The 24886-nt window shown below is 69.5% G+C and carries 23 protein-coding genes and 1 tRNA gene; 8 read left to right on the top strand and 16 right to left on the bottom strand.

The genetic code is table 11. From position 1 onward, the window contains the following. The first annotated feature begins 2 nt into the window (after positions 1-2). Positions 3-1523: an apolipoprotein N-acyltransferase gene (lnt, locus tag H9633_RS09810; RefSeq protein WP_191713036.1), complete on the top strand. Its 1521-nt coding sequence runs from the start codon at positions 3-5 to the stop codon at positions 1521-1523. A 1-nt stretch (position 1524) separates the two neighbouring features. On the opposite strand, the gene H9633_RS09805 is transcribed toward lnt, so the two are convergent. The 4 genes from H9633_RS09805 to H9633_RS09790 all read right to left on the bottom strand — a co-directional run bounded on the left by H9633_RS09805 (position 1525) and on the right by H9633_RS09790 (position 4201). Beyond that, a complete protein-coding gene (locus H9633_RS09805) occupies positions 1525-1908 on the bottom strand; it encodes an RNA polymerase-binding protein RbpA (protein WP_071644449.1) in 384 nt (127 codons plus the stop codon). Between the two features lie 121 nt (positions 1909-2029). Then, positions 2030-2737, bottom strand: coding sequence for a glycerophosphodiester phosphodiesterase family protein (locus H9633_RS09800; RefSeq protein ID WP_318247254.1), 708 nt, complete (start codon positions 2735-2737; stop codon positions 2030-2032). 56 nt (positions 2738-2793) lie between these two features. Continuing rightward, positions 2794-3720 carry an SPFH domain-containing protein gene (locus H9633_RS09795; RefSeq protein ID WP_083428789.1) on the bottom strand — a complete coding sequence of 309 codons (927 nt, stop codon included), beginning with the start codon at positions 3718-3720 and terminating at the stop codon, positions 2794-2796. Positions 3721-3727: 7 nt separating this feature from the next. Beyond that, positions 3728-4201 carry an NfeD family protein gene (locus tag H9633_RS09790; RefSeq protein WP_071644451.1) on the bottom strand — a complete coding sequence of 158 codons (474 nt, stop codon included), beginning with the start codon at positions 4199-4201 and terminating at the stop codon, positions 3728-3730. A 113-nt stretch (positions 4202-4314) separates the two neighbouring features. Between H9633_RS09790 and H9633_RS09785 the strand changes: the two genes are divergently transcribed. Then, on the top strand, positions 4315-5079 hold the full coding sequence (locus H9633_RS09785; RefSeq protein WP_191713034.1) for an SDR family oxidoreductase: 765 nt from the start codon (positions 4315-4317) through the stop codon (positions 5077-5079). Positions 5080-5140: 61 nt separating this feature from the next. On the opposite strand, the gene H9633_RS09780 is transcribed toward H9633_RS09785, so the two are convergent. Beyond that, positions 5141-5725: an HdeD family acid-resistance protein gene (locus H9633_RS09780; protein ID WP_071644453.1), complete on the bottom strand. Its 585-nt coding sequence runs from the start codon at positions 5723-5725 to the stop codon at positions 5141-5143. Between the two features lie 60 nt (positions 5726-5785). Here H9633_RS09780 and H9633_RS09775 point away from each other — a divergent pair, with 60 nt between their 5' ends. The 3 genes from H9633_RS09775 to H9633_RS09765 are packed head-to-tail and all read left to right on the top strand — an operon-like array spanning position 5786 to position 9051. Next, positions 5786-6226 (top strand): helix-turn-helix transcriptional regulator, encoded by a 441-nt coding sequence (locus tag H9633_RS09775; protein ID WP_071644454.1) that lies wholly within the window; start codon positions 5786-5788, stop codon positions 6224-6226. 10 nt (positions 6227-6236) lie between these two features. Next, positions 6237-6653, top strand: coding sequence for a VOC family protein (locus H9633_RS09770; protein ID WP_071644455.1), 417 nt, complete (start codon positions 6237-6239; stop codon positions 6651-6653). A 46-nt stretch (positions 6654-6699) separates the two neighbouring features. Beyond that, a complete protein-coding gene (locus H9633_RS09765) occupies positions 6700-9051 on the top strand; it encodes an excinuclease ABC subunit UvrA (protein WP_318247253.1) in 2352 nt (783 codons plus the stop codon). A gap of 106 nt (positions 9052-9157) precedes the next feature. On the opposite strand, the gene H9633_RS09760 is transcribed toward H9633_RS09765, so the two are convergent. The 3 genes from H9633_RS09760 to H9633_RS09750 are packed head-to-tail and all read right to left on the bottom strand — an operon-like array spanning position 9158 to position 13278. After that, positions 9158-10741: a bifunctional phosphatase PAP2/diacylglycerol kinase family protein gene (locus tag H9633_RS09760; RefSeq protein ID WP_191713033.1), complete on the bottom strand. Its 1584-nt coding sequence runs from the start codon at positions 10739-10741 to the stop codon at positions 9158-9160. Between the two features lie 48 nt (positions 10742-10789). Then, positions 10790-11764: an NAD-dependent epimerase/dehydratase family protein gene (locus H9633_RS09755; protein WP_191713032.1), complete on the bottom strand. Its 975-nt coding sequence runs from the start codon at positions 11762-11764 to the stop codon at positions 10790-10792. A gap of 26 nt (positions 11765-11790) precedes the next feature. Further along, complete coding sequence (locus tag H9633_RS09750; RefSeq protein ID WP_191713031.1) at positions 11791-13278, bottom strand: serine/threonine-protein kinase; 1488 nt, start codon at positions 13276-13278, stop codon at positions 11791-11793. 122 nt (positions 13279-13400) lie between these two features. On the opposite strand from H9633_RS09750, the gene H9633_RS09745 reads away from it, so the two are divergent. After that, positions 13401-14729 carry an MFS transporter gene (locus tag H9633_RS09745; protein WP_071644459.1) on the top strand — a complete coding sequence of 443 codons (1329 nt, stop codon included), beginning with the start codon at positions 13401-13403 and terminating at the stop codon, positions 14727-14729. A gap of 8 nt (positions 14730-14737) precedes the next feature. On the opposite strand, the gene H9633_RS09740 is transcribed toward H9633_RS09745, so the two are convergent. The 7 genes from H9633_RS09740 to polA are packed head-to-tail and all read right to left on the bottom strand — an operon-like array spanning position 14738 to position 23516. Further along, entirely contained in the window at positions 14738-15565 is an 828-nt protein-coding gene (locus H9633_RS09740) for an arginase family protein (RefSeq protein ID WP_191713030.1), read from the bottom strand. 56 nt (positions 15566-15621) lie between these two features. Beyond that, entirely contained in the window at positions 15622-16350 is a 729-nt protein-coding gene (locus H9633_RS09735; RefSeq protein ID WP_225211389.1) for a formylglycine-generating enzyme family protein, read from the bottom strand. Between the two features lie 17 nt (positions 16351-16367). Continuing rightward, the gene (gene yczE, locus H9633_RS09730) at positions 16368-17012 is read right to left on the bottom strand and encodes a membrane protein YczE (protein ID WP_083428784.1); all 645 of its coding nucleotides are present in this window, start codon (positions 17010-17012) and stop codon (positions 16368-16370) included. After that, positions 17009-17764, bottom strand: a complete 756-nt coding sequence (locus tag H9633_RS09725) for an SGNH/GDSL hydrolase family protein (protein ID WP_191713028.1) — start codon at positions 17762-17764, stop codon at positions 17009-17011. Before H9633_RS09725 ends, yczE begins: the two co-directional genes overlap by 4 nt. Positions 17765-17812: 48 nt before the next feature. After that, positions 17813-19165: an MFS transporter gene (locus H9633_RS09720; protein WP_191713027.1), complete on the bottom strand. Its 1353-nt coding sequence runs from the start codon at positions 19163-19165 to the stop codon at positions 17813-17815. A 32-nt stretch (positions 19166-19197) separates the two neighbouring features. After that, complete coding sequence (locus H9633_RS09715) at positions 19198-20871, bottom strand: DUF885 domain-containing protein (protein ID WP_191713026.1); 1674 nt, start codon at positions 20869-20871, stop codon at positions 19198-19200. Positions 20872-20909: 38 nt separating this feature from the next. Beyond that, entirely contained in the window at positions 20910-23516 is a 2607-nt protein-coding gene (gene polA / locus H9633_RS09710) for a DNA polymerase I (protein WP_225211367.1), read from the bottom strand. Between the two features lie 90 nt (positions 23517-23606). Here polA and H9633_RS09705 point away from each other — a divergent pair, with 90 nt between their 5' ends. Then, positions 23607-24011 carry a hotdog fold thioesterase gene (locus H9633_RS09705; protein WP_191713090.1) on the top strand — a complete coding sequence of 135 codons (405 nt, stop codon included), beginning with the start codon at positions 23607-23609 and terminating at the stop codon, positions 24009-24011. Positions 24012-24087: 76 nt separating this feature from the next. Here H9633_RS09705 and H9633_RS09700 read toward each other — a convergent pair whose 3' ends face one another. Next, entirely contained in the window at positions 24088-24705 is a 618-nt protein-coding gene (locus H9633_RS09700; RefSeq protein ID WP_071644465.1) for an ANTAR domain-containing response regulator, read from the bottom strand. A 92-nt stretch (positions 24706-24797) separates the two neighbouring features. Between H9633_RS09700 and H9633_RS09695 the strand changes: the two genes are divergently transcribed. Next, positions 24798-24880, top strand: a tRNA-Leu gene (locus H9633_RS09695). The last annotated feature ends 6 nt before the right edge of the window (positions 24881-24886 follow it).

Raw genomic sequence — 24886 nt, 5'->3', positions numbered from 1 at the left:
GGATGAACGACACCGACCCGCCTTCGGCACGCCCCGCCGTGCCGCTGTGGGCGGCTGCCGGAGTGGCCGCGGTCGCGGGGCTGCTCATGGCGCTCGCGTTTCCTGCGGCGGCCATCTGGCCCCTCGTGTTCGTTGCGTTGGCGCTGCTGCTGCCGATGCTGCGCGGACGCCGCGTCGGCGGTGCGCTGCTGGTCGGCTTGGCATACGGACTGGTGTTCTTCGCCCTGCAGGTGTCCTTCACGGCGCGCTATCTCGGTCCGGTGCCGTGGATCGCGCTGACGGTCGTGGAGGGCGTGCTCACGGCGGTGGCGCTCGTGCCGATCACGCTGGCGTACCGCTGGCTTCCGCGCGTCTGGCCCCGTAGCGCACCGGTTGTCCTGCCCGTGGTCGTTGCGGGTCTCTGGACCACGCACGAGCTCTTCCTCGGCAACTGGCCGTACGGCGGATTCCCGTGGTCGCGGCTGGGCATGACCCAGGCGCAGGGTCCGTTCGCGCCGGTCGCCTCGTGGCTGGGCGTGAGCGGGCTGACGTTCCTGATGGTCGCGCTCGTCGCGCTGCTGATCGAGCTGTTCCGGATGCGCGGACGGATCCGTCCGATGCACCTCGTCGCTCCTGCCGTGACGCTGATCGTGCTGCTGCTGACTCCGCTGTTCCCCACCGCGCGATCCGGCGAGATGCGCATCGCCGCGGTGCAGGGCAACGGCACCACGGGCTACTTCGACGAACGCGAGCCGTACGGGGTGATCAGCGCTCAGACGGACGCCACCAGGATGATCGACGATGCGGACGTCGACCTGCTCGTCTGGCCCGAGGGCGGCATCGACTACGACCCGTTCCAGGACGAGACGACGGCGCGGCGGCTCACCCGCCTGGTGAACGAGTTCGATGCACCGCTGCTGGCCAACACCGCCACCGAGCGCGGTGAGCAGATCTTCAACACGTCGTTCCTGTGGACGAAGGACGGCGACGCCACGCAGCTGCACGACAAACGCCATCCGGTGCCCTTCGGCGAGTACGTGCCCGACCGCGACTTCTACTACGCGCTCGCCCCCGACCTCATCGGGCTCATCGGCCGCGAATACACCCCCGGCACCAACCCGCCGCTCGTGCAGGTGGGCGGGACCGGAGTCGGTCTCGCGATCTGCTTCGACGTGATCTACGACGAAGTCATCCGCGAGAGCGTGATGCAGGGCGCCGAGGTGCTCGTCTTCCAGACCAACAACGCCGACTTCCGCGGGACGGACGAGAACCTGCAGCAGCTCGCGTTCGCGCGCATGCGCGCCGTGGAGACCGGCCGCAGCGTGGTGAACGTCTCGACCGTGGGCACGAGCCAGATCATCCGGCCGGACGGGTCGACGGTGTCGACCCTGGACGCCGATGAGGCCGGAGCGCTGCTCGAGGAAGTCGAACTGCGCTCCGGCCTCACGGCTGGGGTCGTGCTGGGTCCGTGGATTCAGCTGGGGATGCTGATCACGCCGGCTGTGCTCGTCGTCGCGGGACTGCTGTCTCGGCGGCGACGCTGAGTCACGCGCCGATGCGGTGGCGGGTGGGGTCGTCTCCCGCACCGCGACGGGCGCGGACGTAGGCGAGCCGCTCTGCGAGCAGCTCCTCGAGTTCGTCACGCGTGCGGCGCTCGAGCAGCATGTCCCAGTGGGTTCGCGCCACCTTCTCGTCGCTGTCCTCGAGCTTGACGGACGCGCCGTCGACCTGCAGCACCGCCTCGGCGCCGCAGTGACGGCACTCCCAGGTCTGCGGTGCCTCGGCGTCCGCCGCGAACATCAGGGTGGTCTCCTGACCGCACGTGTCGCACTTGTACTCGGTGGCGCGTCGCTCCATGAACACGACGCCCTCCTCGCTCTGAAGGCTCTGGGCACCCAGCCGGATGCCGCGAAGGCTGCGATCTGCCATTGTGTGGTCCTCTCGTCGCTGTCAGGTATAACGCTCGCGCCTGTGCGCTTCATCCACAGCGGCGACAACCGGTGCGAACTCACAGGGTAATCCCAGGGCCGCACGCGTCGGCGGCAGGTCGTCAGGAGAGTGCGCGCACGGCCACGTCGGCGCGGTCGGTCACGATGCCGTCCGCACCGCCGGCGACCAGTCGCGTCATCTCGTCGGGGTCGTTGACCGTCCAGACGTGCACTTCGGCTCCGCTGCGGCGTGCGGCCCGTAGCAGGGCGGGGGTGAACAGGCGGATGCCGCGGTGCGACTCCGGGATCTGCACCGCGTCGATGTCGCGCAGCGCGCGGGCGGGGGAGAGGCGGGCAGCGGAGAGTGCGCGCAGACGCGCGATCACCGATCGGCCACCCGATGTGGCGGGGCGGATCTCCGCTCCCGCGTCCATGGTCGCCCGCAGCGCGTGCAGACGGTGCCGGTCGGAGAAGCTCGTCACCAGCACGCGGTGCGCGTGCGGAGCGAGCACCGCGCCGAGCGGGGCCGACGCCTCGGCGGTCTTCACGTCGATGTTGAACCTCGTGTCGGGAAAGGCGTCGAGCGCGTCCGCCACGGTGAGCAGTCCGCCGTGCCCGGCGAACATGTCCGCCAGCTCCCTCGTCCTCACCGAACGCACCGCGCGCGGGTCGCCCGCGACGCGCTGCAGCGTCTCGTCGTGGAAGAGCACCACATCACCGTCTGCCGTCACCCGGCAATCCGTCTCGATGTACTCCGCACCGGCTGCGTGGGCTGAGGCGAACGCCGCCGCCGTGTTCTCCCAGACCGTGCTCCGGGTGTCAGGGAGCACTAGACCGCGGTGAGCGAAGACCCGCGGGTGCCTGCTGCCGGCGAAGAACGGGTGCGTCACTGGGCGCGCGGCGGCTCGTCGGCCGCCTCACCGCGGGGAGTGAACGCCGACCCGATGCCCTTGAGAGCCTCGGTTAGCTCGCTGGGGATGATCCAGAGCTTGCTCGACTCGCTCTCGCTGATCTTGGGCAGCATCTGTAGGTACTGATACGCGAGCAGCTTGTCATCGGGCCGGCCCTGGTGGATCGCCCCGAACACGTTCTGGATCGCCTCCGCCTCACCCTGGGCGCGCAGCACGGCGGCCTGCTTGTCGCCCTCCGCCTTGAGGATCGCCGCCTGGCGCTGACCCTCCGCCTCCAGGATCTGGGACTGCTTCGACCCTTCCGCGGTCAGGATCGTGGCGCGACGCTCGCGCTCGGCGCGCATCTGCTTCTCCATCGAGTCCTGGATCGACACGGGCGGGTCGATGGCCTTCAGCTCGACGCGGGAGACGCGGATGCCCCACTTGCCGGTCGCCTCGTCGAGCACGACGCGCAGCTGGCCGTTGATGTTGTCGCGGCTGGTGAGCGCCTCCTCGAGGTTCAGCCCACCCACGACGTTGCGCAGCGTCGTCGTGGTGAGCTGCTCGACCGCACCGAGGTAGTTCGCGATCTCGTAGGTCGCGGCACGGGCATCCGTCACCTGGAAGTACACCACCGTGTCGATCGACACCACCAGGTTGTCCTCGGTGATGACGGGCTGAGGCGGGAACGAGACGACCTGCTCGCGCATGTCGATGAGCGGACGCAGCCGGTCGATGAACGGCACGAGGAGGTTCAGCCCCGGCTGGAGCGTCTTGTGATACCGGCCGAGGCGTTCCACGACGCCGGCCGTCGCCTGCGGGATGATCCGGATCGCGCGAGCGATCGTGACCAGCACGAAGATGATGACCGCGATGGCGAGGATCCACGCGATGGCGGTCGGAACGAACGAGGAGTCGTTCATCATGCTCCTATTCGGTGACGGGTCGGACGATGGCGGTGGCGCCGCTGATGTCGACCACGGCGATGCGGGTGCCGGTGATGATGGGCGCGCCGTCGACACTGCGCGCGGTCCAGATGTCGCCGTTGCTGAGCTTGACCTGGCCGGTGATCTGGGTGATGTCGAGAAGCGCTGTGCCGCGGAGGCCCATCAGCGCATCCACGTTCGATTTCGCCGGGTCCTCGCCCCGCCGCAGGCGGTGCAGCAGCGGAGGCCGCAGGAAGAAGATGAACATCGCGGCGGCGACGGCGGCGACGATCAGCTGGGCCCACCAGGGGAGCCCGAGGAGCCCTGCCACGAGTCCGACGAGACCGCCGAACGCGAGCATGAGGAACGTGAAGTCGAGGGTGAGCATCTCGATCACCAGGAAGAGGGCGATGAGCACCAGCCACGCGATCCACGCCCACTGCCCGATGTCGGCTAAGAATGTCGCCAGACCGTCCATGCGCCCTCCTGAGCGTCAACCTACCACGGGGCTCACGACCCGGTCCGGACAGCGCACCGTTGTAGGGTGGAATGTCGCCATCCGGGCGATTTCGCGCATCCCGAGGAGCAGAGATGACCCAGGTCCTTCCCGCCGGATCCCTCGACGGCAAGGTGGCTCTGGTCACCGGATCGTCGCGAGGCATCGGCGCCGATACCGTCCGCTACTTCGCCGAGGCGGGCGCCGACGTCGTCATCAACTTCCGCAACAAGGCTCCGCGCGCCGAGAAGCTCGCGAACGAGCTGCGTGCCCTCGGCCGTCGCGCTCTGGTCGTGGGCGCCGATCTCACCGATCCTGATTCCGTGTCGGCGATGTTCGACCGCGTGCGCGAGGAGTTCGGTCGTCTGGACGTGCTCGTGCTCAACGCCTCCGGAGGCATGGAGTCGGGGATGGCCGAGGACTACGCCCTGAAACTCAACCGCGACGCGCAGGTGAACGTGCTCCAGACTGCTGAGCCGCTGCTGGGCGACGGGGCGAGGGTCGTGTTCGTCACCAGCCACCAGGCGCACTTCATCCGCACCACGCCTACCATGCCGGAGTACGAGCCCGTCGCTCGCTCGAAGCGCGCGGGTGAGGACGCTCTGCGTGAGCTGATCCCCGGTCTCGCGGAGAAGGGTGTCGGGTTCACCGTCGTCTCCGGCGACATGATCGAGGGCACCATCACGGCGACCCTGCTCGAGCGCGCGAACCCCGGGGCGATCGCCGGGCGTCGCGAATCGGCGGGAAAGCTCTACAACGTCTCGGAGTTCGCCGCCGAGGTCGCCAAGGCCGCCGTCGAGCCGGTGCCCGCCGACAACACGCGCCTCGTCGGCGACACCTCGGACTTCGCCGCCGAGTGACGCTCCGGCGAAGAGGGAGGCCATCCGTCGGTGGCCTCCCTCTTCGCGTCGCGGGTTCGGCTCAGATGAGCACGTCCGGCGTCTGCACGGCCTCGGCCTGTGTGAGGGTGAATGCCCGCACTAGCTGCACGACGCCCAGCGCGACCAGGGAGACCCCGAGGATCAGCCAGAGCACCGTCGCGGCGTAGAGCGGCGAGAGCAGCACGGCGATGCCCGCGACGATGCCGAGCAGGGCGTACAGCAGCGTCCATGCCCTCGACGCATCGTGGCCCATGAGGCTCAGGGCCACGACTCCGTCGGCGATCCAGCTCACGCCGATGAAGATCGCCACGATGATCGCGAGCGTGACCGTCGCGGCGCTGAGGTTGGCGAAGGCGACGACGCCGGTGACCACGTACAGCAGACCCAGGACGACGTGCCCGGCGCGCACCCAGCCGCCCCCTCTGCCCGAGAACACGGCGAGACCGAGATATACCAGCCCGCCGATGATGAGGTAGCTCGCGAAGATGCCGGTGACGATCACCGCCGACTTCGCGGGCCAGATGAGCAGCACGATCCCGGCGATGAGCGTGATCGCACCGGCGATGGCGAGAAAGAGACGGACGGAGCGCAGGAAACCCGGCTCGGTGAAGCGGAACGTGTCCATGGTGGTCCTTTCGTACGACGGGCCCTTCGCGCACACGCTATCGGATGCCAGGATCGGGATGTGGCACACGATGTGGAGGACGAGTACCGACTCGCCGAACTGATCAGACTGCGGCGGGTGCGCGATCGGATCGATCGCGAGTACGCTCGCCCACTGGACGTCGAGACGCTGGCACGCGGAGAGCACATGTCCGCCGGTCATCTCAGCCGGCGGTTCCGCCAGGTGTTCGGCGAATCACCGTATTCGTATCTCATGACGCGACGCATCGAGCGGGCCATGGCGCTGCTGCGCCGCGGTGACGTGAGTGTGACGGATGCCTGCTTCGCCGTCGGCTTCTCGTCGCTCGGCACGTTCAGCACCCGCTTCAGCGAACTCGTCGGCCTCTCACCGAGCGCCTACCGACGCGAGCCAGGGCTCGGCCCCGGCATCCCGTCGTGGATCGAGAAGCAGGCGACCAGACCGATCAGGAATCGAGAAGCGGCGTCGCACGGGCGTGAGTAGCGTCGAGGTCATGAACAGCATCACCATCAGCGTCAGCTTCCTCCCGCACATCGATCCGGAGGCATCCCTCGCCTTCTATCGCGACGTGCTCGGTTTCGAGGTCCGCAAGGACGTGGGATACGAGGACATGCGGTGGATCACGGTAGGGCCGGCCGGTCAGCCCGACACGTCGATCGTGCTCACCCCTCCCGCGGTCGACCCGGGCATCAGCGATGACGAGCGTCGGACGATCCTCGAGCTCATGGCGAAGGGAAGCTACGCCGGCATCGTGCTCACCGCCGACGACGTCGACGCCGCCTTCGCGGAGATCGAGGCGAAGGGCGCGGACGTCGTGCAGGAGCCGATCGATCAGCCGTACGGCGTGCGCGACTGCGCATTCCGTGACCCAGCCGGTAACTTCGTGCGTATCAACCAGGCCGTCGCCTGACGCGTTCGCCGCCCGGCATCCGATCCCATCCGACGAAGGAAGCACCGTGCCGCAGGACCACCCCGCCGACAGCCACGACGTCATCCGCGTCGAGGGCGCGCGCGAGAACAATCTCAAGGACGTCTCGGTCAGCCTGCCCAAGAGGCGCCTCACGGTGTTCACCGGCGTCTCCGGGTCGGGCAAGAGCTCGCTCGTGTTCGACACGATCGCCGCGGAGTCGCGCCGGCTGATCGACGAGACGTACAGTGCGTTCGTGCAGGGGTTCATGCCGTCCGTTCCCCGCCCCGACGTCGACGTGCTCGAAGGGCTGACCACCGCGATCATCGTCGACCAGGAGCGTCTGGGCGCCAATCCGCGCTCGACGGTGGGCACGGTCACCGACGCGAACGCGATGCTGCGCATCCTGTTCTCGAAGTTCGGCGCGCCGCACATCGGTGGACCCACCGCGTTCTCGTTCAACATCCCCACCCAGAAGGCCAGCGGGGTGATGACCGGTGCGAGAGGCGAGAAGAAGATCGTCAAGGATGCCGTGTACCTCGGCGGCATGTGCCCGAGGTGCGAGGGCAGGGGAGCGGTGTCGGACATCGACCTGACCCAGGTGATCGACGAGTCGAAGTCGCTCGACGACGGCGCCATCATGGTGCCCGGGTACACGGCGGACGGATGGATGGTGAAGGGCTTCTCGCAGTCGGGTTTCTACCCCGCCGACAAGCCCATCGCGGAGTTCACCGAGAAGCAGCGGCACATGTTCCTATACGGCGAGGTCACCAAGGTGAAGATCTCGGGGATCAACATGACCTACGAGGGCTTGATCCCCAAGATCACGAAATCGATGCTCTCGAAGGACATCGACGCCCTGCAGCCGCACATCCGGGCGTTCGTGGAGCGGGTGGCGACCTTCACGACGTGCCCGGAGTGCGACGGCACCCGGCTCACCGAGGCCGCGCGATCATCGAGGATCGACGGGATCAGCATCGCCGACGCCTGTCGCATGCAGGTCACGGATCTGGCGGCGTGGGTGCGCGGCCTGTCTCTGAGCGGGGCGGGTCCGCTGCTGGGCGCGCTGCGCGCGAACCTCGATGCGTTCGTGACGCTCGGGTTGGGCTACCTGAGCCTCGAGCGTCCGTCGGGCACCCTCAGCGGGGGAGAGGCGCAGCGCATCAAGCTGCTGCGTCACCACGGCTCGTCGCTGACCGATGTGACCTACGTGTTCGATGAGCCGACGATCGGCCTGCATCCGCACGACATCCAGCGCATGAACACGCTTCTGCTGCAGCTGCGCGACAAGGGCAACACCGTGCTCGTCGTCGAGCACAAGCCCGAGACGATCGCGATCGCGGATCGCGTCGTCGACCTCGGACCGGGAGCCGGCAGCGGCGGGGGAGAGGTCTGCTTCGAGGGCACCGTCGACGAGCTGACCCGCAGCGACACGCTCACCGGTCGTCATCTGCACGACCGCACATCCCTGAAGAGTGCCGTGCGGGCGGCGACCGGCGCGATCCAGGTGCGCGGCGCCGACGCCAACAACCTGAGGGACGTCGACGTGGATGTGCCCACCGGGGTGCTGACCGTCGTGACCGGCGTGGCGGGTTCGGGCAAGAGCTCGCTGGTGCACGGTTCGATCAGCCCGATGGACGGCGTGGTCGCGATCGACCAGACGGCGATCAAGGGATCACGCCGCAGCAATCCCGCCACCTACACGGGGATGCTGGAGCCGATCCGCAAGGCGTTCGCGAAGGCCAACGGCGTGAAACCGGCCCTGTTCAGTGCGAACAGCGAGGGCGCCTGCCCGAGCTGCAAGGGCTCGGGCGTGATCGTCACCGAGCTCGGATTCATGGACACGATCGAGACGCCGTGCGAGGACTGCGGCGGCAAGCGGTTCCAGCTGGGCGTTCTCGAGTACAAGCTGGGCGGGCTGGACATCACCGAGGTGCTGGACCTGCCGGTCGCCGAGGCGCGGGAGTTCTTCTCGGCATCCGAGACGAGGATCCCCGCCGTGGTCTCTGTGCTGTCGCGGATGACGGATGTGGGCCTCGGGTACCTGACCCTCGGTCAGCCGCTGTCGACGCTGTCCGGCGGTGAGCGACAGCGCCTGAAGCTGGCGATCCAGATGGGTGAGGACGCCGACGTCTATGTGCTGGACGAGCCGACCACCGGCCTGCATCTCGCCGATGTCGAGAACCTGCTCGGTCTGCTCGATCGCCTCGTCGACTCGGGAAAGACGGTCATCGTCATCGAGCACCATCAGGCGGTGATGGCGCACGCCGACTGGATCATCGACATCGGACCTGGCGCCGGTCACGACGGCGGACGTGTCGTCTTCGAGGGGACGCCGGCGGCCCTTGTCGCCGATCGATCGACGCTGACCGGCGAGCATCTCGCCGAGTACGTCGCGTGAGCCCGCCGGGCCGCATCGACGCTGCTGGGGCGTTCGCACGGAATAACCGATAATGCACATTATGTCAGAACATCTGATTCGGCCGCTCTCCCGCTGTCCGAGACCCCTACGCACTCACGCTCGACGCGGGAGCGCCGTAGACGTTTAGTCCACCGGGAACGATGCGCACCGTCGCCACCGTGCTGCCCTGTTCGAGCACGGACACCTCACCGTCATGCGCCACGTTCACCGCCTCGCCGGTCGACGATCGTGCCTCGATCCGCACCTGCTCGGCGGTGAACGCCTCGATCGTCGCGAGGGCAGCACGCCCAGGCACCCGGTCGAGAAGAGCGGATGCCTTCACCCCGAACGCCAGTGCGACGAGTCCGCGCAGCCGCGGCATCCGACCCCGCGCGTGCAGCACCCGGACGTCGAGAACACCGTCGTCGAGGCGGCGACGCTGGAGCGGCACCATCGACGCCGACGAGTTCTGCCCCGCGGCCACCGCGATCGACCACACCCGCGCTGCGCGCCCGTCGACGCGCACGTGCAGCGTGTGCGCCCGTGCCAGCACCCGCACCGCGGCGATCAGCGCCGCCACGGGCTTGCCCAGCGCCCCTTCCATCTCCTCGCGCTCCGCGACGAAACCGGGATACACCCCGACCGAGGCCACGTTCATCACGGTCACCGGCGGCTCGTCGTCGATGATCAGCTCGGCGACATCGACGCGCCGCCCCGCACCGTCACGCACTGCCTGCACGGCGGCGTCGATCGTCTCCGCGCCGGCCGTGCGCGCGAAGTGGTTGAACGTCCCGCCCGGGAAGATCAGCAGCGGAAGGCCGGCACGGCGAGCCGCGTCGGCCGCGGAGGCGACCGTGCCGTCGCCGCCCCAGACACCGATGACCCGGGGCGGGTTCGTCCCCGTCAGAGCATCGCGCACGAGGTTCGAGATGCGCTCGCCCTCCTCGAGAACGTGGATGTGTGCGCGAGGAAGCTCGCGGGAGATGAAGTCACGCGGCTCCGGGCGCAGCGGATCGATGCCGGATGCGACGTTCACGAAGATCAGCGCGCCGTCGCCCTCGGGCAGTGACGGCAGGTCGATCGTCGGGCCGAGATGCGCGGGTTCAGACCGAGCAGGTGCCGGCACGAGCACCCGCCCGACGACGGCGACGGCGGAGCCCAGCGCCGCTCCCCCGATCACGTCCGACAGCCAGTGCGCCCCCGTGTGCAGACGCGAGTAAGCGACGGCGGCGCCGAGCGGCGCGAGCACCGCACCGGAGCGGCCCGATTCGAGGGCGACACCCGTGACGAAAGCCGCCGCCGACGATGAATGCCCCGACGGGAACGAGCCGGAAGTGGGTGTCCGCTTCAGCCGGCGAGGCACCGGCACGTCCTTGAGCAGCGGCCGATCACCGCCGAAGATCCGCTTGCCGACGAGGTTCGCCAGCGCACTGCCGACGATCAGCGATGCGATCCCGCGAACGGCACCTCGGCGCGGCTTGCCCCCGAGCAGGTAGAGCGCAGCCGCGATCTCGAACCAGAGGCGACTGCGATCCGCGCGATGCGACAGGCGTGCGAGCCTGCGGTCGATTGCGGGCAGGTGGCGTTGGCGATTCACCGCATGCGCCGCCCGCGCGTCGATGTGCCGTATCCAGCGCGGCAGGATGCGCACGCGCCGCAGCGCGATGATTGGATGCGAGTGCCCCTTCATGATCTGAGAGTAGTCCCGCAGAGAGGTGCGGCGTACCGGGCTTGCGGGTCAGCGCAACGGTGCCCGCACGGGCAGCCGGTTCTGTTCGATGAGCCAGCGCACCGACTCCAGGATCGCTGCTTCCGGCTCGTAGCGCGGCTCGTAGCCGAGACGCGCCCTCGCCTTCTCGATGCTGAACACCTGACTGCGCTCCAGGTGACTCCGACTGACGTCCGCGTGCTCGGGCGTCGTCAGCTCGCGGAAGCGATCCCAGCTCACGCTGCGCAGCGCCGAGGCGTGCCCGAACCAGCCCGAGGCGATCTGGATGTATCCGCGGACGTTCAACGCGGTCGGCGCGACGATGTTGAAGTCCTCCCCCGCGGCTGCGTCCCGGTTCGCGACAGCTCGCTCGAAGGCCTGCGCGACGTCGTCGGCATGCACGTGATGCAGCGTCTCGGTGCCGCTGCCGGGCACGTCGATCGTCCGGCCCGATGACAGCGCCGTCCACAGCGTCTCGTCCACGTTGCCGACCGGGCCGATCGGATGCCAGCCGGGCCCCACGATGTGGCCAGGGTGGATCGAGGTGGTGATCAGTCCCCCGTTCCCGTTCTCCCGCTTCAGCAGATCGGCGATCCGCGCCTTGTGGATGCCGTACTCATCGTGCGGCTCATCGGTGCACGCCGAATCCTCTGTGATCGGCAGCTTGCGGCTCGCGCCGTACCTCCACACGGACCCGCAGTGCAGCAGGTGGTCGACGCCGCCCCGGAGTGCGGTGACGAGAGCTGCCGCCGATTCTTCGGTGAAGCAGATCAGATCGATGACGACGTCGGCGCGCTGGGCGAGCACCGTTCGTCCGAACGACCCGTCGGCTTCCGCCGCTCCCCTGTCGACGGCGACCGGGATCACCTCACCCCATTCCGGGCCGTCGGTGTAGGGGCCGGCCTGGCCTCTGCTCATCGACACCACCTGGTGACCGGCGCGGACGAGACGGGGAACGAGGTAGGAGCCGATGTGGCCGCTGCCTCCGATGACGAGGATTCTCATGACGAGAAGCTACGCGCTTCTGCTCGTCACGCGGTAGGCGAGGGCGACGGCTGCTCCGTCGTATCCTCGACGTCTTGCGTCGTATCCTCCGCATCCTCCTTCGCCTTCTCCGCTTCCTCCTGTGCCTTCTCGGCGTCCTTCGCGGCCTTCTCGGCAGCCTTGCGCTGCTCCTCGGCCGCCTTCTCTGCGGCCTTCCGCTGCTCTTCCGCGGCCTTCTCGGCCTCCTTCGCCGCCTTCTCCTGCGCCTTGCGATCTGAATTCGCGCCCTGGTCGGGCTGCGGCTCGGCGTCCTGGTCGGGCGTGCTCGCGGGCACGGGCGGCGTCGCCGGAGCGGACGACCGGGTATCCGCCGGGTTGGTCGACGCAGGCTCGGGTGCGGCGCCACCCGTCATCCACACCCCGGCGACGACGGCAGCGGCAGCCGTCACCGCGGCTGCCGCTGCGACGACGCCGAGTCGGCGGCCCCTGGCACCCGGGGCGGCAGCGTCTGCCTCGCCGGACGCCGGCGGCGGCACCGGGGTGGCGGGAGGCGCCCCGGTCTCCGCCGCGAGCAGGCGGGTCGGAGCGGTCATCGCGGCTGTCTGAGCCTCGGCACCCGCCGACGGCACCGCACCTGCCGCCAGCGCGGCCGCGGCGACGGCGGCCGGTACCGTCGGTCGCGGCGGCGACGCGGGAGCGGCGGCGAGAGCCGATGCCGCGTCGAACACGTCCGACGCGCTCGGCCGCTCGCCCGGGTCGGTGGCGGTCATCGCGGTCAGCAGGCTCGACCACGCCGGCCCGAACTCGACCGGCACGTCCGGCGCTGACGTCAGTCTCGCCATCGCCGCGCCGATGCCCTCCGACTGGGGGAACGCGCGACGGCCGGTCAGCGCCTCGAGCATCACCAGCCCCAGCGAGTAGATGTCAGCTGCAGGCGCGGGCATCGCCCCGTGCAGCTGCTCGGGGGCGATGTAAGCCGCGGTGCCGATCACGATCCCCGGCGAGGTGAGGCGCGCCGCGTCGACCAGGGCGGCGATGCCGAAATCGGCGAGCTTCGCACCCGAGCGGCTGGCGGGGAACGCGGCGTCGGAGAGCAGCACGTTCGACGGCTTGATGTCGCGGTGCACGATACCCGCGCTGTGCACGACGTGCAGTGCCTCAGCGAGGTCGGCCGTGAGCGCGGCGACATCCGAGGGGGCGAGGGGCCCCTGGGCGATGCGGGCGGCGAGCGTCGGTCCGTCGACGAACTCCATGACCAGGTATTCCGGTCGCCCCGGCTGCAGCTGCGCGTCGTAGAGCGTGACGAGCGCGGGGTGGTTGAGCGACGCGAGTGCGGTCATCTCTCCCCGCGCACGCCCGGCCGACGCGTCGTCGCCGTCGAGCTCGCCGCGAAGCAGCTTGATCGCCACGACCCGTCCGAGAAGCGTGTCCTTTGCGCGGTACACCCGTGCCATGCCGCCCTGGCCGACGCATTCGAGGATCTCGTACCGCGCGTCGAGCATGCCCGACGTGGGCAGCGAATCATCGTTGGTCATCGAGTCCTCCCGTCGCCTGTCCGGTGCCCGGCGACGACACCACTCTAGGTCGACGGGAGCGGCGGGCTGATGGCCTTGACAGCTGCGTCGTGTCACCCGCTCGCCAGGACTAGCCTTGACGGGTGAGCCATACTCCCCTCCCCCGCGCGACTCCCGGCTGGAGAGGCTGGCTGGTGTGGGGTGTGGCCGTTGCCGCATACGTCCTGGCGATCACCAACCGCAGCTCGCTCAGCGCGGTGGGCGTCGACGCCGCCGAGCGCTTCCAGGCCGACGCGGCGACGCTCTCGCTCTTCGCGGTCGTGCAGCTCGCCGTGTACGGCGGCCTGCAGATACCCATCGGGGTGCTGCTCGATCGGTACGGGTCGCGTCCGATCATGGTGATCGGGATGCTGCTCATGGCCCTCGGGCAGTTCGTGATGGCGGTGTCCCCGAGCATCGGCATCGCTCTGATCGCGCGCGTGCTGCTGGGCGCCGGAGACGCGGCGGTGTTTCCCGCTGTGCTGCGCCTCGTCGCCACGTGGTTCCCCGCCCAGCGCGGACCCGTGATGGGACAGCTGACGGGCCTCGTCGGCCAGACCGGCCAGCTCATCGCGCTCACGCCGCTGGCCGCGCTGCTGCACTCGACGAACTGGACCATCACTTTCGGCAGCGTCGCCGGGCTCGGTCTGCTCTTCGCCATCCTCGTCTGGATGCTCGTGCGCAACCACCCACCCGAGCGCAGCGCGGACGTCACGGTCAACACCGAGACGGGCGTGGTTCAGGTGATCACCTCGGCGATCGACACCGGCGTCGGCATCCGCGCCGCCTGGGCGCATCCCGGCACCCGACTGGCGTTCTGGTCGCACTTCACCACCCCGTTCGCCAGCACCGCCTTCCTGCTGCTGTGGGGCATGCCCTTCCTCACCGCAGGGCAGGGGCTCTCCCCCGCAGGCGCCGCCGGCATCCTGTCGGTGAACGTGCTCGTCAGCATGGCCCTGAGCCCGGTGCTCGGCATGCTGTCGCGACGCATCCCGACCCGACGCTCGCTCGCCCTCGTGCTGCCGAGCATCCTCGTCCAGGTGGTCGCGTGGAGCACGGTAATCCTCTGGCAGGGACCGGCACCGATCTGGCTGCTCATCGTGCTCGTGGTGTGCCTGGCCGCCGGCGGACCGGCATCCATGATCGCGTTCGACCACGCCCGCACGCACAACCCCGCCCACCGGCTCAGCACCGCCACCGGTGTGACCAACTCCGGCGGATTCCTCGCGGCACTCATCGCGATCTTCTTCATCGGCCTCATGCTCGACCTGCAGGGCGCCGGCACGCCGGACACCTATTCGCTCGAGGCGTTCCGCTGGGCGTTCGCGACCCAGATCCCGCTCTGGCTGCTCGGGGCGTCGTTCATCATCCGCGAGCGCAAGAGCACCCGCATCCGGATGGGGCTCGACCCCGAGCGTGGAGGGCGTCGCTGACCCGGGCGTCAGCCGCGCGGGACGCCGAGACGCAGCGCCTGGAACGTCTCCAGGATCAGTTCGACGCTGAGGTGCGACGGGATGCCCTGATCGCCGTCCTCGAATTCCGCCAGCTCCACGCCGAGCACCCGCGCGGGGTCGAGCGCGGCGAAGATCGCGTCGATCTGATGCGGCAGCAGTCCGGCATCCACCCGGTAGGCGGCCGGGATGTAGCCGGGCTCCAGCACGTCCCAGTCGACGTGGATCCAGACGTCCCGACCGGCCACGATCTCGGCGATCCGCTCTGGTGAGCTCTCGTCCGGTGACAGCACGATGACTCCGTGCTGATCGAGCAGCATCCGCTCGTCGGGGTCGATGTCGCGTCCGCCGACGATCACCACCTGGGCGGGATTCAGACCGGCTCCGTGTCCGCTGTCCCAGAGGCCGCACGCCGCCGAGACGACCATTCCCCCGAGGTAGCCGGATGCCGTGGTCGCCGGCGTGTTGAAATCGCCGTGCGCGTCGATCCACAGCACGACGGCCTCGGGGAAGCGCTGCGCGACAGTCGGCAGGGTTCCGATGCTCGCCCCGCAGGTGTTCGTGGCGAGCACGGGGGTCGCATCGCGGTCGAAGGCGTCGCGGACCGCGTCGCGCAGCGCGTGCAGCGTCTCGGCTGCGGCGGGCAGGCACTCCGACCAGTCGTCCTCCTGCGCCGGGGCGGGCGTGCCGACCACTCGAGCCTCGATGTCGAGCATCCGCGACAGCGCCCGACCGGCTCTCAACGCGCCCGGAAGCGCCCCGGTCGTGCGGTCGCCGACGCGTCCCTGCGAGATGACGATCTCGATCGGCTTGGTCATGAGTTCTCCTTCTCGGATCGGTGCGTGTCGTGGGCGACGCGGGCCAGCCGCGCGGGTCAGCGACGCGGGGCCCTGCCGAACGGGCGCGATCCCCCGCGCCCGCCGCGCTCGACATCGGCGCGCGCGGACCAGCCCTGTGCGGCATCCGATCCGTCGAAGCCGCCGCGCGCGAGCCGCATGCCGACGTCGTCGTGATGGGTGCGGGGAGCTCCCCCGCGGCGAACGGATGCCCGGACGCTCCACGTGTCGTCGGTGAAGCAGCCGCCACGGAAGACACGGTGGTCGTCGTGCAGTTCGGGGTCGAGGAGGTCCCAGCACCACTCCCAGACGTTGCCGAGCGTGTCGAAGAGGCCGTTCAGGTTCGGCAGCTTCAAGCCGACATCCTGCGGCGCTCCGACCGCATCGCGTGATGACCACGCGATCTCGTCGAGCGGACCGTACTGCGGCCCGACTGATCCGGCGCGGCAGGCGTACTCCCACTCCGCCTCGGTCGGCAGGCGGTACCCGTCGCTGTCGACGTGCCAGGTGACGTCCTCACCGTCGAAGGAGTATGCCGGATCCAGGCCCTCCCACTCCGATGCGGCGTTGCAGAACCTGATGGCGCGGAACCAGCTGAGATCGCGCGCCGGGCGTCTCGGGTGCTGGGCGGCGATGCCCAGCACCTCGGCGAACTGGCCCTCGGTGACGGCGAAGGCGCCGATCTCGAACGGCTCGAGCTGCACGGTCGTCTGCTCCCCGCGGCGAGCACCGTGCCGTGTCACGACTCCGCCGGGCAGCGCCCGCATCTCCCACAGTTCCACGCTCAGCCCTGCACAGACACGGGGCCGGTGCTCGGTGCCGGCCGCGAGGACCGCGGCACGGCGAAGATCCGCAGGAAGAACTCGCAGAGCGGACCGACGAGCAGCGCGAACAGCAGCGTGCCGATGCCGACGGTGCCGCCCAGCGCCCATCCGACGAGCACGACCGTCACCTCGAGGCAGGTTCGCACGATCCAGATCGGGCGACGCAGTCGCACGTGCAAACCGGTCATCAGCCCGTCGCGCGGTCCGGGACCGAAGTGCGCGCCGATGTACATCCCCGTCGCGGCCGACAGCACGAGCAGACCGATCGCGAAGAGCAGGGCCTGCTGCCACACATCCCTGCCGACCGGGATGAAGAGGAACCCGACGTCGGCCGACGGGCCGACCAGGAGCGCGTTCACGACCGTGCCCGCGCCGGGCTTCTGACGGATGGGGATCCACAGCAGCAGCACGATCGCGCTGACGAGGGTCGTCACGATGCCGAAGCTCAGCGGCACGTGCCGGGTGATGCCCTGGGTCAGCACGTCCCAGGGCGCTGCGCCGAGCCCGCTGCGCACGATGAAGGCGATGCCGATGCCGTACAGGAACACGCCGATCAGCAGCTGCGCGACGCGACGCGGCAGGCGTCTGCCGGTGAGAGCGGTCACCTCGGCATCGTCTCGACCCAGGCGGGGAACTTCGCGACCCGTCCATCACCCGACGACGTGCGCGTCACCCGCCGCCGCACCCAGGGCCCGACGAACTGCCGGTAGTACGCGAGACCGACAGGACCTGCCGGGTGATCCGTGCTCGGCGTCCACCATTCCTCGGGCGGCTCCAGGCCGAGCGCGTGCAGCACACGCGCGGCGACCCGGTGGTGGCCGTTCGCGTTCATGTGCAGGCGGTCCTGCGACCAGTAGCGGGGGCGGGACAGCTCGGCATCCGGCCAGTTCAGCGCGCGGACGACATCGGGACGATTCTCGACGCGCCGCAGCACCGCGGCCGACAGCGCGTCGCCCCGGCGCTGGAAGAGCGGCCCCATGGGCAGCTGCGCGCTCGGGTTCGCGCCGGACAGCAGGATCAGAGTGACGCCCTCCTCATCGCAGCGTCGCAGCACCCGGGAGAACGCATCGGCGATGTGCTCGATGTCGGCGTTCGGTCGGAGGATGTCGTTGCCGCCGCCGTTGAACGACAGGTGCGTCGGCCGAAGCGCCAGTGCGGGCTCGAGCTGCTCTTCGACGATGGGCCAGATCAGCCGCCCGCGAATGGCGAGGTTGGCGTACTGGATGGGCTCGGCGACGGCATCCGCCCACCCTTGCGCGACCAGGTCGGCCCAGCCCCGCACGCGCCCGTCGGGCAGCTCGTCGCCCACGCCCTCGGTGAAGGAATCCCCGATCGCCACGAACCGCACAGCCGCCATGCTCTCAGCCTATTGCGGTGAGGACCCGACCCAGGTCGCGTGACGCGATCAGCGCTCGTCGAGCGCGCGACCGCGAAGATCCGCGAGGCCCCACGCCGCGACGGTCGCCACGACGAAGAAGGCGGCGAACGTCGTGAAGGCGAGCGGCGCGCCGCCCGTGGCGAGCAGCACGGGCACCAGCAGCGGCGCGACGATCGACGCCAGACGACCCACGCCGGCCGCCCACCCCGAGCCCGTCGCACGCAGAGACGTCGGGTACAGCTCCGGAGTGACGGCGTACAGCGCTCCCCACGCGCCGAGGTTGAAGAACGACAGCGCCATCCCCGTCGCGATGATCGCGCCCTCCGTGCTCGCGGTGCCGAACAGCATCGCCGAGACCGCGGATCCGGCGAGGAACACCGACAGGGTCGCCCGGCGCCCCCAGACCTCGATCAGCCACGCCGCGACGGCGTACCCGGGCAGCTGGGCGAGGGTGATCAGCAGGGTGAACCCGAACGAGCGCACCAGGTCGTACCCGGCCTGCACGAGGATGCTGGGGATCCAGATGAACGCTCCGTAGTAGGCGAAGTTCACGCAGAACCAGACCAGCCAGATGCACAGCGTGCGCGTGCGGAACTCGGCAGACCACAGCGCCCCCACCCGCTGTGCGGCGCTCACCGCGACCGGTCGCACCGCGGCATCCGCCCGCGGTGCCCGAGTGCGTCGCAGGTCGGCTGCCGTCTCGAACGTCGACACGATCCGCTCGGCTTCGGCCAGGCGTCCTCGAGAGGCCAGCCAGCGTGGCGACTCGGGCAGTCCCCACCGCACCACGAGCGCGTACGCCGCGGGGATCGCCCCGAGGGCGAACGCCCATCGCCAGCCGTCGGCGGACGCCGGGATGACGAAGTAGCCGATGAGGGCGGATGCCGTCCATCCGACGGCCCAGAACGCCTCCAGGACCACGATCACGCGGCCTCGGATCGCCGCGGGGGCGAATTCGCTGACGTAGGTGGACGCGACCGGAAGCTCCGCCCCCAGACCGAGTCCCACGAAGAAGCGCAGCACCAGCAGCATCGCGATTCCGCCGACCAGGGCGCTGGCGCCGGTGGCGAGGCCGTAGATGAGGAGGGTGATCGCGAACACCTGCCGTCGGCCGAGGCGATCCGCGAGCAGGCCTCCGACGCTCGCGCCGATCGCCATCCCGACGAACCCGATGGACGCGATCCATCCGGTCTCCCCCGGCGTCAGCTGCCACTGCTGGGCGAGCACCGCGATGATGAACGAGATGAGACCCACGTCCATCGCATCCAGCGCCCATCCGAGGCCCGACCCGGTGAGCACACGCAGGTGGGGCCGGGCGAAGGGCAGCGCGTCGAGTCGGGACGCGATGGATGCACGGCTCGGGAGCTCGGTGTGCGGCATCCTCTCATCGTAGGGGCGCCGCACCGCCGCGCTCAGCCGGTGACGGCGGTGCGGAGGGTGTCGAGCCCGACCCCGCCGATGTCGAGGGCGCGCTTGTGGAAGTCCTTGAACGAGAAGGCGTCGCCCTGCTTCTGCTGCACGGTGTCGCGCACCTGCTCCCAGATCCGCTGACCGACCTTGTACGACGGCGCCTGTCCCGGCCACCCGAGGTACCGGTTGACCTCGAACCGACGGAACTCGTCGGGCATGTTCACGTTGCGCCGCATCTGCTCCAGCGCGTAGTCGTGATCCCAGATCCCGTCGCCGTCCAGCCGCGGCTTGCGCAGGTGCACGCCGATGTCGAGCACGACGCGCAGGGCGCGCATGCGCTGGCCGTCGAGCATGCCCAGACGATCGGCCGGGTCGGCGAGGTATCCGAGCTGCTCCATGAGTCGCTCGGCGTACAGCGCCCACCCCTCCGCGTGGCCCGAGGTGCCGGCGAGCACTCGCCGCCAGGTGTTCAGCTCGGCGCGGTTGTACGTCGCCTGCGCGATCTGCAGGTGATGACCGGGGACGCCCTCGTGGTAGACGGTGGTCAGCTCGCGCCAGGTGTCGAACTCGGTGACGCCCTCCGGAACCGACCACCACATCCGACCGGGGCGGGAGAAGTCGTCGGTGGGGCCGGTGTAGTAGATCCCGCCCTCCTGGGTGGGGGCGATCATGCACTCGAGCTCGCGGATCTGCTCGGGGATGTCGAAGTGGCTGGCACCGAGATCGGCGATGGCCCGGTCGCTGGTCTCCTGCATCCACCTCTGCAGCGCGTCGGTGCCGTGCAGCTTGCGGCTGGCGTCGGCCTCGAGGTGGGCGACAGCCTCTTCGACGCTCGCGCCGGGCAGGATCTCGTTCGCGATCGCCTCCTGCTCGGTGATCATCCGCTGCAGCTCCTCGCGGCCCCACTCGTAGGTCTCGTCGAGGTCGATGCTCGCGCCGAGGAAGCGACGGGAGTTGAGTGCGTAGAGGTCGCGCCCGACGGCGTCCTCGGAACCGGCGACCGGCGCCAGCTCGCTGATCAGGAAGTGGCGGAGATCGTCGTAGGCGACCCGTGCGGCGCCGGCGTGATCGGCGATGTCGCGGGCGAGGGAGGCTGGCAGCTGGCCGTCACGCGGCCCGGCGGTGGCGGCGAACGAGGCGAAGAAGCCGCGATCGGCGCTGTACCGGGCGATCTGCGTGGCGACCTCCGTGACCTGGCGGCGCGCGGGCACGACGCCGTGCCGGATGCCCTGGCGCAGCGTCTCGACGTACCCCTTCAGCGCAGTCGGCACCGCGGCCAGCCGCTCGCAGATGACCGCCCAGTCATCGATCGTGTCGGTGGGCATGAGGTCGAACGCCTGACGGAAGTCCTGCGGCGCCGAGGCGATGACGTTCAGGTCGCGCAGATGCCACTGCGCATCGTGCAGCTCGAGCTGCAGTCGCAGCTCTGCCGAGAGGTCGGTCCTGGTGACCTCGTCGATGCTGTCGACGGGGGTCGCGGCATTCAGAGCGGCGAGCGTCTCGCGCGCTGCGGCGATGCTGCGCTCGTGCCCTTCCGGGCTCACGTCGTCGAGGCGGGCGCCTGCCTCGTTGCGTCCGATGTAGGTCGCGAGGATGGGCGACAGGTCTACCAGGGTGTCGACCCAGTCCTCGGCGATCTGATCGATGGCAGAGGGGGTGCGAGGCTCGGAACTCATGATCTCGAGCCTAGCCTCGCGCCCCTCCGCGCCGGGGATCAGTGCGCGGCTTCGTTCCAGTCGCGCCCGCGGCCCACCTGCACGTCCAGCGGCACGGTGAGCTCGGCAGCACCGGCCATGCGATCGCGGACGATGCCCTCGACCTCGTCCCACTCCCCCGCGGAGACCTCGACGACGAGCTCGTCGTGGATCTGCAGCAGGGCGCGCGAGGTGAGCCCCCGCTCGCGCAGGTCTGCGTGGATGCGGTTCAACGCGATCTTCATGATGTCGGCGGCGCTGCCCTGGATGGGCGCGTTCAGCGCGGCCCGCTCCGCGTTCTCACGCAGCACACGATTGGGGCTCGCGAGGTCGGGGAACGGACGCCGTCTACCGAAGATCGTCTCGGTGTAGCCGTCTTCCTTCGCCTGCATCACGGACGCCCGCAGGTAATCGCGCACGGCTCCGAAGCGGGCGAAGTACTCCAGCATCAGCTGCTTCGCCTCCGACTGCTCGATGCGCAGCTGCTTCGACAGGCCGAACGCGCTGAGCCCGTAGACGAGACCGTACGACATGGCCTTGACCTTCGTGCGCATGGCCGAGGTCACCTCCTCGGGCTCGACCCCGAACACCCGCGCCCCCACGAAACGGTGCAGATCCTCACCCGAGTTGAACGCCTCGATGAGACCAGGGTCGCCCGACAGGTGCGCCATGATGCGCATCTCGATCTGGGAGTAGTCGGCGGTCAGCAGCGCCTCGTACCCCTCGCCGACCTGGAATGCGCTGCGGATGCGGCGCGACTCCTCGGTGCGGACGGGGATGTTCTGCAGGTTCGGGTCGGTGCTCGACAGGCGGCCGGTCTGGCTTCCGGTCTGCACATAGGTGGTGTGGATGCGGTGATCGTCGCCGATCGCCGCATCGAGCGACTCGATGATCTGGCGCAGCTTGGTCGCCTCCCGATGCTGCAGCAGCAGCGCGAGGAAGGGATGCGGGTGGGTGTCCTGCAGGTAGGCCAGCACCGCGGCATCCGTCGAGTACCCCGTCTTGGTCTTCCGGGTCTTCGGCAGCTGCAGGTCTTCGAACAGCACCTCCTGGAGCTGCTTGGGCGAGCCGAGGTTGAACTCCCGCCCGACGAGAGCGAACGCCTCGGCGGCGAGCACGTCGGTGCGCGCGAGCAGCTCGCCCGAGAAGGTGGAGAGGACGTCGTGCGATACCGCCACCCCCGCCGATTCCATGTCGGCCAGGGCGATGACCGCGGGCAGCTCGATGTCGCCGAGCACGGCTGCGACCGACGCGGGCATCGCCTCACGGATGGCGGCGGCGGTGCGCAGCGTGAACCACGCCTCCTGTGAGGGAGTCGCACCGTCGGTCTCCGGGACCAGCTGTGTGGGGTCGGCTTCGGGGAGCTTCTCGTCGAGGTACCGGCCGACGAGGTGCGCGAGCGTCTTGTCGGGGAAGCTCGGCCGCATCAGCCAGCCGGCCAGCAGGGTGTCGTGAGCGAGTCCGCCCAGCCGGATGCCGTCGCGCAGCAGCGCCTTGACCTGCGGTTTGGCGTCGTTGAGCACCTTGGGCGCATCGGACTCGAGCCACGCGGTGAGCGCGTGCGCCGTCTCCGGGCCCCAGCTGCACTCGCGCAGCTCGGTCTCGGTCGCCGCGCCGACTCGCGTGATGGCTCCGCCGACGAGAGTGAGCAGCAGACCGACCTCGCCCTGCTGCTCCCCCAGCCATGCGGCGAGTTCGGCCGCGGACGATTCGACGGGCTCCGGCACCGCGACGGCCGGCTCGTCGTGTGCCGGCTCGTCGGGCGCGCCCACCGCTTCGAAGACGCGGGGCAGGAGTGTGCGGAACTCGAGGCGGGCGAAGATGTCGCGCACCCCCTGCGCGTCGATGGGCCTGACGATCAGCTCAGCCGGGGTGACGGGCAGCTCGACATCGTTCAGCAGGCGGTTGAGCCTGCGGTTGCGGCGCACATCCTCGATGTGCTCGCGCAGGTTGCCGCCGACGACGCCCTTGATCTCGCCGGCGCGCGCGAGCAGCTCGTCGAGGCTGCCGAACTGGGTGAGCCACTTCACCGCGGTCTTCTCGCCGACCTTCGGAACGCCGGGCAGGTTGTCGCTCGTCTCGCCGACGAGGGCGGCGATGTCGGGATACTGCTCCGGTCGCACCCCGTAGCGCTCCTGCACGGTGACCGGGTCGTAGCGCTTGAGCTGCGACACCCCCTGCACCAAGGGGTACAGCAGCGTGACGTCGTCGTTCACGAGCTGGATGGTGTCGCGGTCGCCCGAGACCACCAGCACGTCGTACCCCTGCTCCGACCCCTGCTTCGCGAGAGTGGCGAGGATGTCGTCGGCCTCGATCCCCTCCTGCGTCAGCACCGGGATGGACATCGCCGCCAGGCAGTCCTGCAGCAGCGGGATCTGGCCCTTGAACTCCCCCGGGGTCTCGGACCGGGTCGCCTTGTACTCGGGGTACTCCTCGGTGCGGAACGAGTGACGTGACGTGTCGAACGCGATCGCCATGTGCGTCGGCTTCTCCGCCTTGATCAGGTTCACGAGCATCGACAGGAAGCCGTAGATGGCGTTCGTGTGCTGGTTGTCCTTGGTGGTGAAGTTCTCGACCGGGAGGGCGAAGAAGGCCCGGTAGGCGAGCGAGTGGCCGTCGACGACCATGAGGGTAGGCTTTGCGGAGTCCGTCACCCTGCAAGCCTAACGAGGGCGACGGACACGTGCTGAGGAGGAGCATTGAGCGAGCAGACCGAGATGACCGGGCTGGAGTGGGCCACGCACCGCGGCATGGGCGCGCTGGCCGAGAAGATGGGCATCGAGTTCACCGAGTTCACCGTCGAGCGCGCGGTCGCGACGATGCCGGTCGAGGGCAACACGCAGCCGGTCGGCCTGCTGCACGGCGGCGCCTATGTCGTGCTGGGCGAGTCGCTCGGGTCGATGGCGGCGAACCTGCACGCCGGACCCGGCCGTCTCGCGGTCGGCATCGACATCAACGCGACCCACACGCGCTCGGCGACCTCGGGCTTCGTGACGGGCGTCTGCACACCCGTGCACCTCGGGCGCACCATGACCGTGCACGAGATCGCCGTCTCCGACGAGCAGGGTCGGCGCTGCTCCACCATCCGCATCACGAACCTGATCAAGACCGTCGACGCCTGACGGAGAACGCGAAACGGCCCCCGGCGTGACGTCGGGGGCCGTTTCACTGTCCGAGTCGATGCGACTCGGACCGAAGTCATTTCTTGGGAGCGAGCTGCTCGATGATCGCCTTCGCGACGTCCTGCATCGTGAGGCGACGGTCCATCGACGCCTTCTGGATCCAGCGGAACGCCTCAGGCTCGCTCAGGCCCATCTTCTCGTTCAGCAGACCCTTGGCGCGGTCCACGAGCTTGCGGGTCTCGAAGCGTTCGACCATGTCGGCGACCTCGGCCTCGAGCGTGATGATCTGCTCGTGGCGGGCCAGAGCGATCTCGATCGCGGGCAGCAGGTCGTTCGGGGTGAAGGGCTTGACGACGTAGGCCAGGGCCCCGGCCTCGCTGGCGCGCTCGACGAGCTCCTTCTGGCTGAACGCCGTGAGCAGCACGACGGGGGCGATGTTCGCCTTGTGCAGCTTCTCGGCGGCGCTGATGCCGTCGAGCTGGGGCATCTTGACGTCCATGACCACGAGGTCGGGCCGAAGCTCGGTGGCCAGCTGCACGGCGGTCTCGCCGTCGCCGGCTTCGCCGACGACATCGAATCCGTTGTCGCGCAGGATCTCGACGATGTCGAGGCGGATCAGCGACTCATCCTCAGCGACGACGACGCGACGCGGGGCGGATGCCGTGGGCTGCTCGGGCTGCTCTTGCTCAGTCACCCGTCCATCCTAGTCGAAGCCCGCCCGCGTCGGCGGAAACCGCGCACGGTCGACCTGTGCGGCTGCGCTACAGTCGAATGCGCGGTGTGCCGGCCGGCGTGGCGGAATGGCAGACGCGGAGCACTCAAAATGCTCTGTCCGAGAGGGCGTGTGGGTTCGAGTCCCACCGCCGGCACATGCG

This window comes from Microbacterium commune, from assembly GCF_014836945.1.
Lineage (GTDB): Bacteria > Actinomycetota > Actinomycetes > Actinomycetales > Microbacteriaceae > Microbacterium > Microbacterium commune.
This window is presented reverse-complemented; position numbering and strand designations above follow the sequence as displayed.

Bases quoted from the DNA above. Each gene is read 5' to 3' on its own strand.
- lnt (WP_191713036.1), top strand. From the start codon at position 3: ATGAACGACACCGACCCGCCTTCGGCACGCCCCGCCGTGCCGCTGTGG.
- H9633_RS09805 (WP_071644449.1), bottom strand. From the start codon at position 1,908: ATGGCAGATCGCAGCCTTCGCGGCATCCGGCTGGGTGCCCAGAGCCTT.
- H9633_RS09795 (WP_083428789.1), bottom strand. From the start codon at position 3,720: ATGAACGACTCCTCGTTCGTTCCGACCGCCATCGCGTGGATCCTCGCC.
- H9633_RS09790 (WP_071644451.1), bottom strand. From the start codon at position 4,201: ATGGACGGTCTGGCGACATTCTTAGCCGACATCGGGCAGTGGGCGTGG.
- H9633_RS09785 (WP_191713034.1), top strand. From the start codon at position 4,315: ATGACCCAGGTCCTTCCCGCCGGATCCCTCGACGGCAAGGTGGCTCTG.
- H9633_RS09780 (WP_071644453.1), bottom strand. From the start codon at position 5,725: ATGGACACGTTCCGCTTCACCGAGCCGGGTTTCCTGCGCTCCGTCCGT.
- H9633_RS09770 (WP_071644455.1), top strand. From the start codon at position 6,237: ATGAACAGCATCACCATCAGCGTCAGCTTCCTCCCGCACATCGATCCG.
- H9633_RS09760 (WP_191713033.1), bottom strand. From the start codon at position 10,741: ATGAAGGGGCACTCGCATCCAATCATCGCGCTGCGGCGCGTGCGCATC.
- H9633_RS09755 (WP_191713032.1), bottom strand. From the start codon at position 11,764: ATGAGAATCCTCGTCATCGGAGGCAGCGGCCACATCGGCTCCTACCTC.
- H9633_RS09750 (WP_191713031.1), bottom strand. From the start codon at position 13,278: ATGACCAACGATGATTCGCTGCCCACGTCGGGCATGCTCGACGCGCGG.
- H9633_RS09740 (WP_191713030.1), bottom strand. From the start codon at position 15,565: ATGACCAAGCCGATCGAGATCGTCATCTCGCAGGGACGCGTCGGCGAC.
- H9633_RS09735 (WP_225211389.1), bottom strand. From the start codon at position 16,350: ATGCGGGCGCTGCCCGGCGGAGTCGTGACACGGCACGGTGCTCGCCGC.
- H9633_RS09725 (WP_191713028.1), bottom strand. From the start codon at position 17,764: ATGGCGGCTGTGCGGTTCGTGGCGATCGGGGATTCCTTCACCGAGGGC.
- H9633_RS09720 (WP_191713027.1), bottom strand. From the start codon at position 19,165: ATGCCGCACACCGAGCTCCCGAGCCGTGCATCCATCGCGTCCCGACTC.
- H9633_RS09715 (WP_191713026.1), bottom strand. From the start codon at position 20,871: ATGAGTTCCGAGCCTCGCACCCCCTCTGCCATCGATCAGATCGCCGAG.
- polA (WP_225211367.1), bottom strand. From the start codon at position 23,516: ATGGTCGTCGACGGCCACTCGCTCGCCTACCGGGCCTTCTTCGCCCTC.
- H9633_RS09705 (WP_191713090.1), top strand. From the start codon at position 23,607: ATGACCGGGCTGGAGTGGGCCACGCACCGCGGCATGGGCGCGCTGGCC.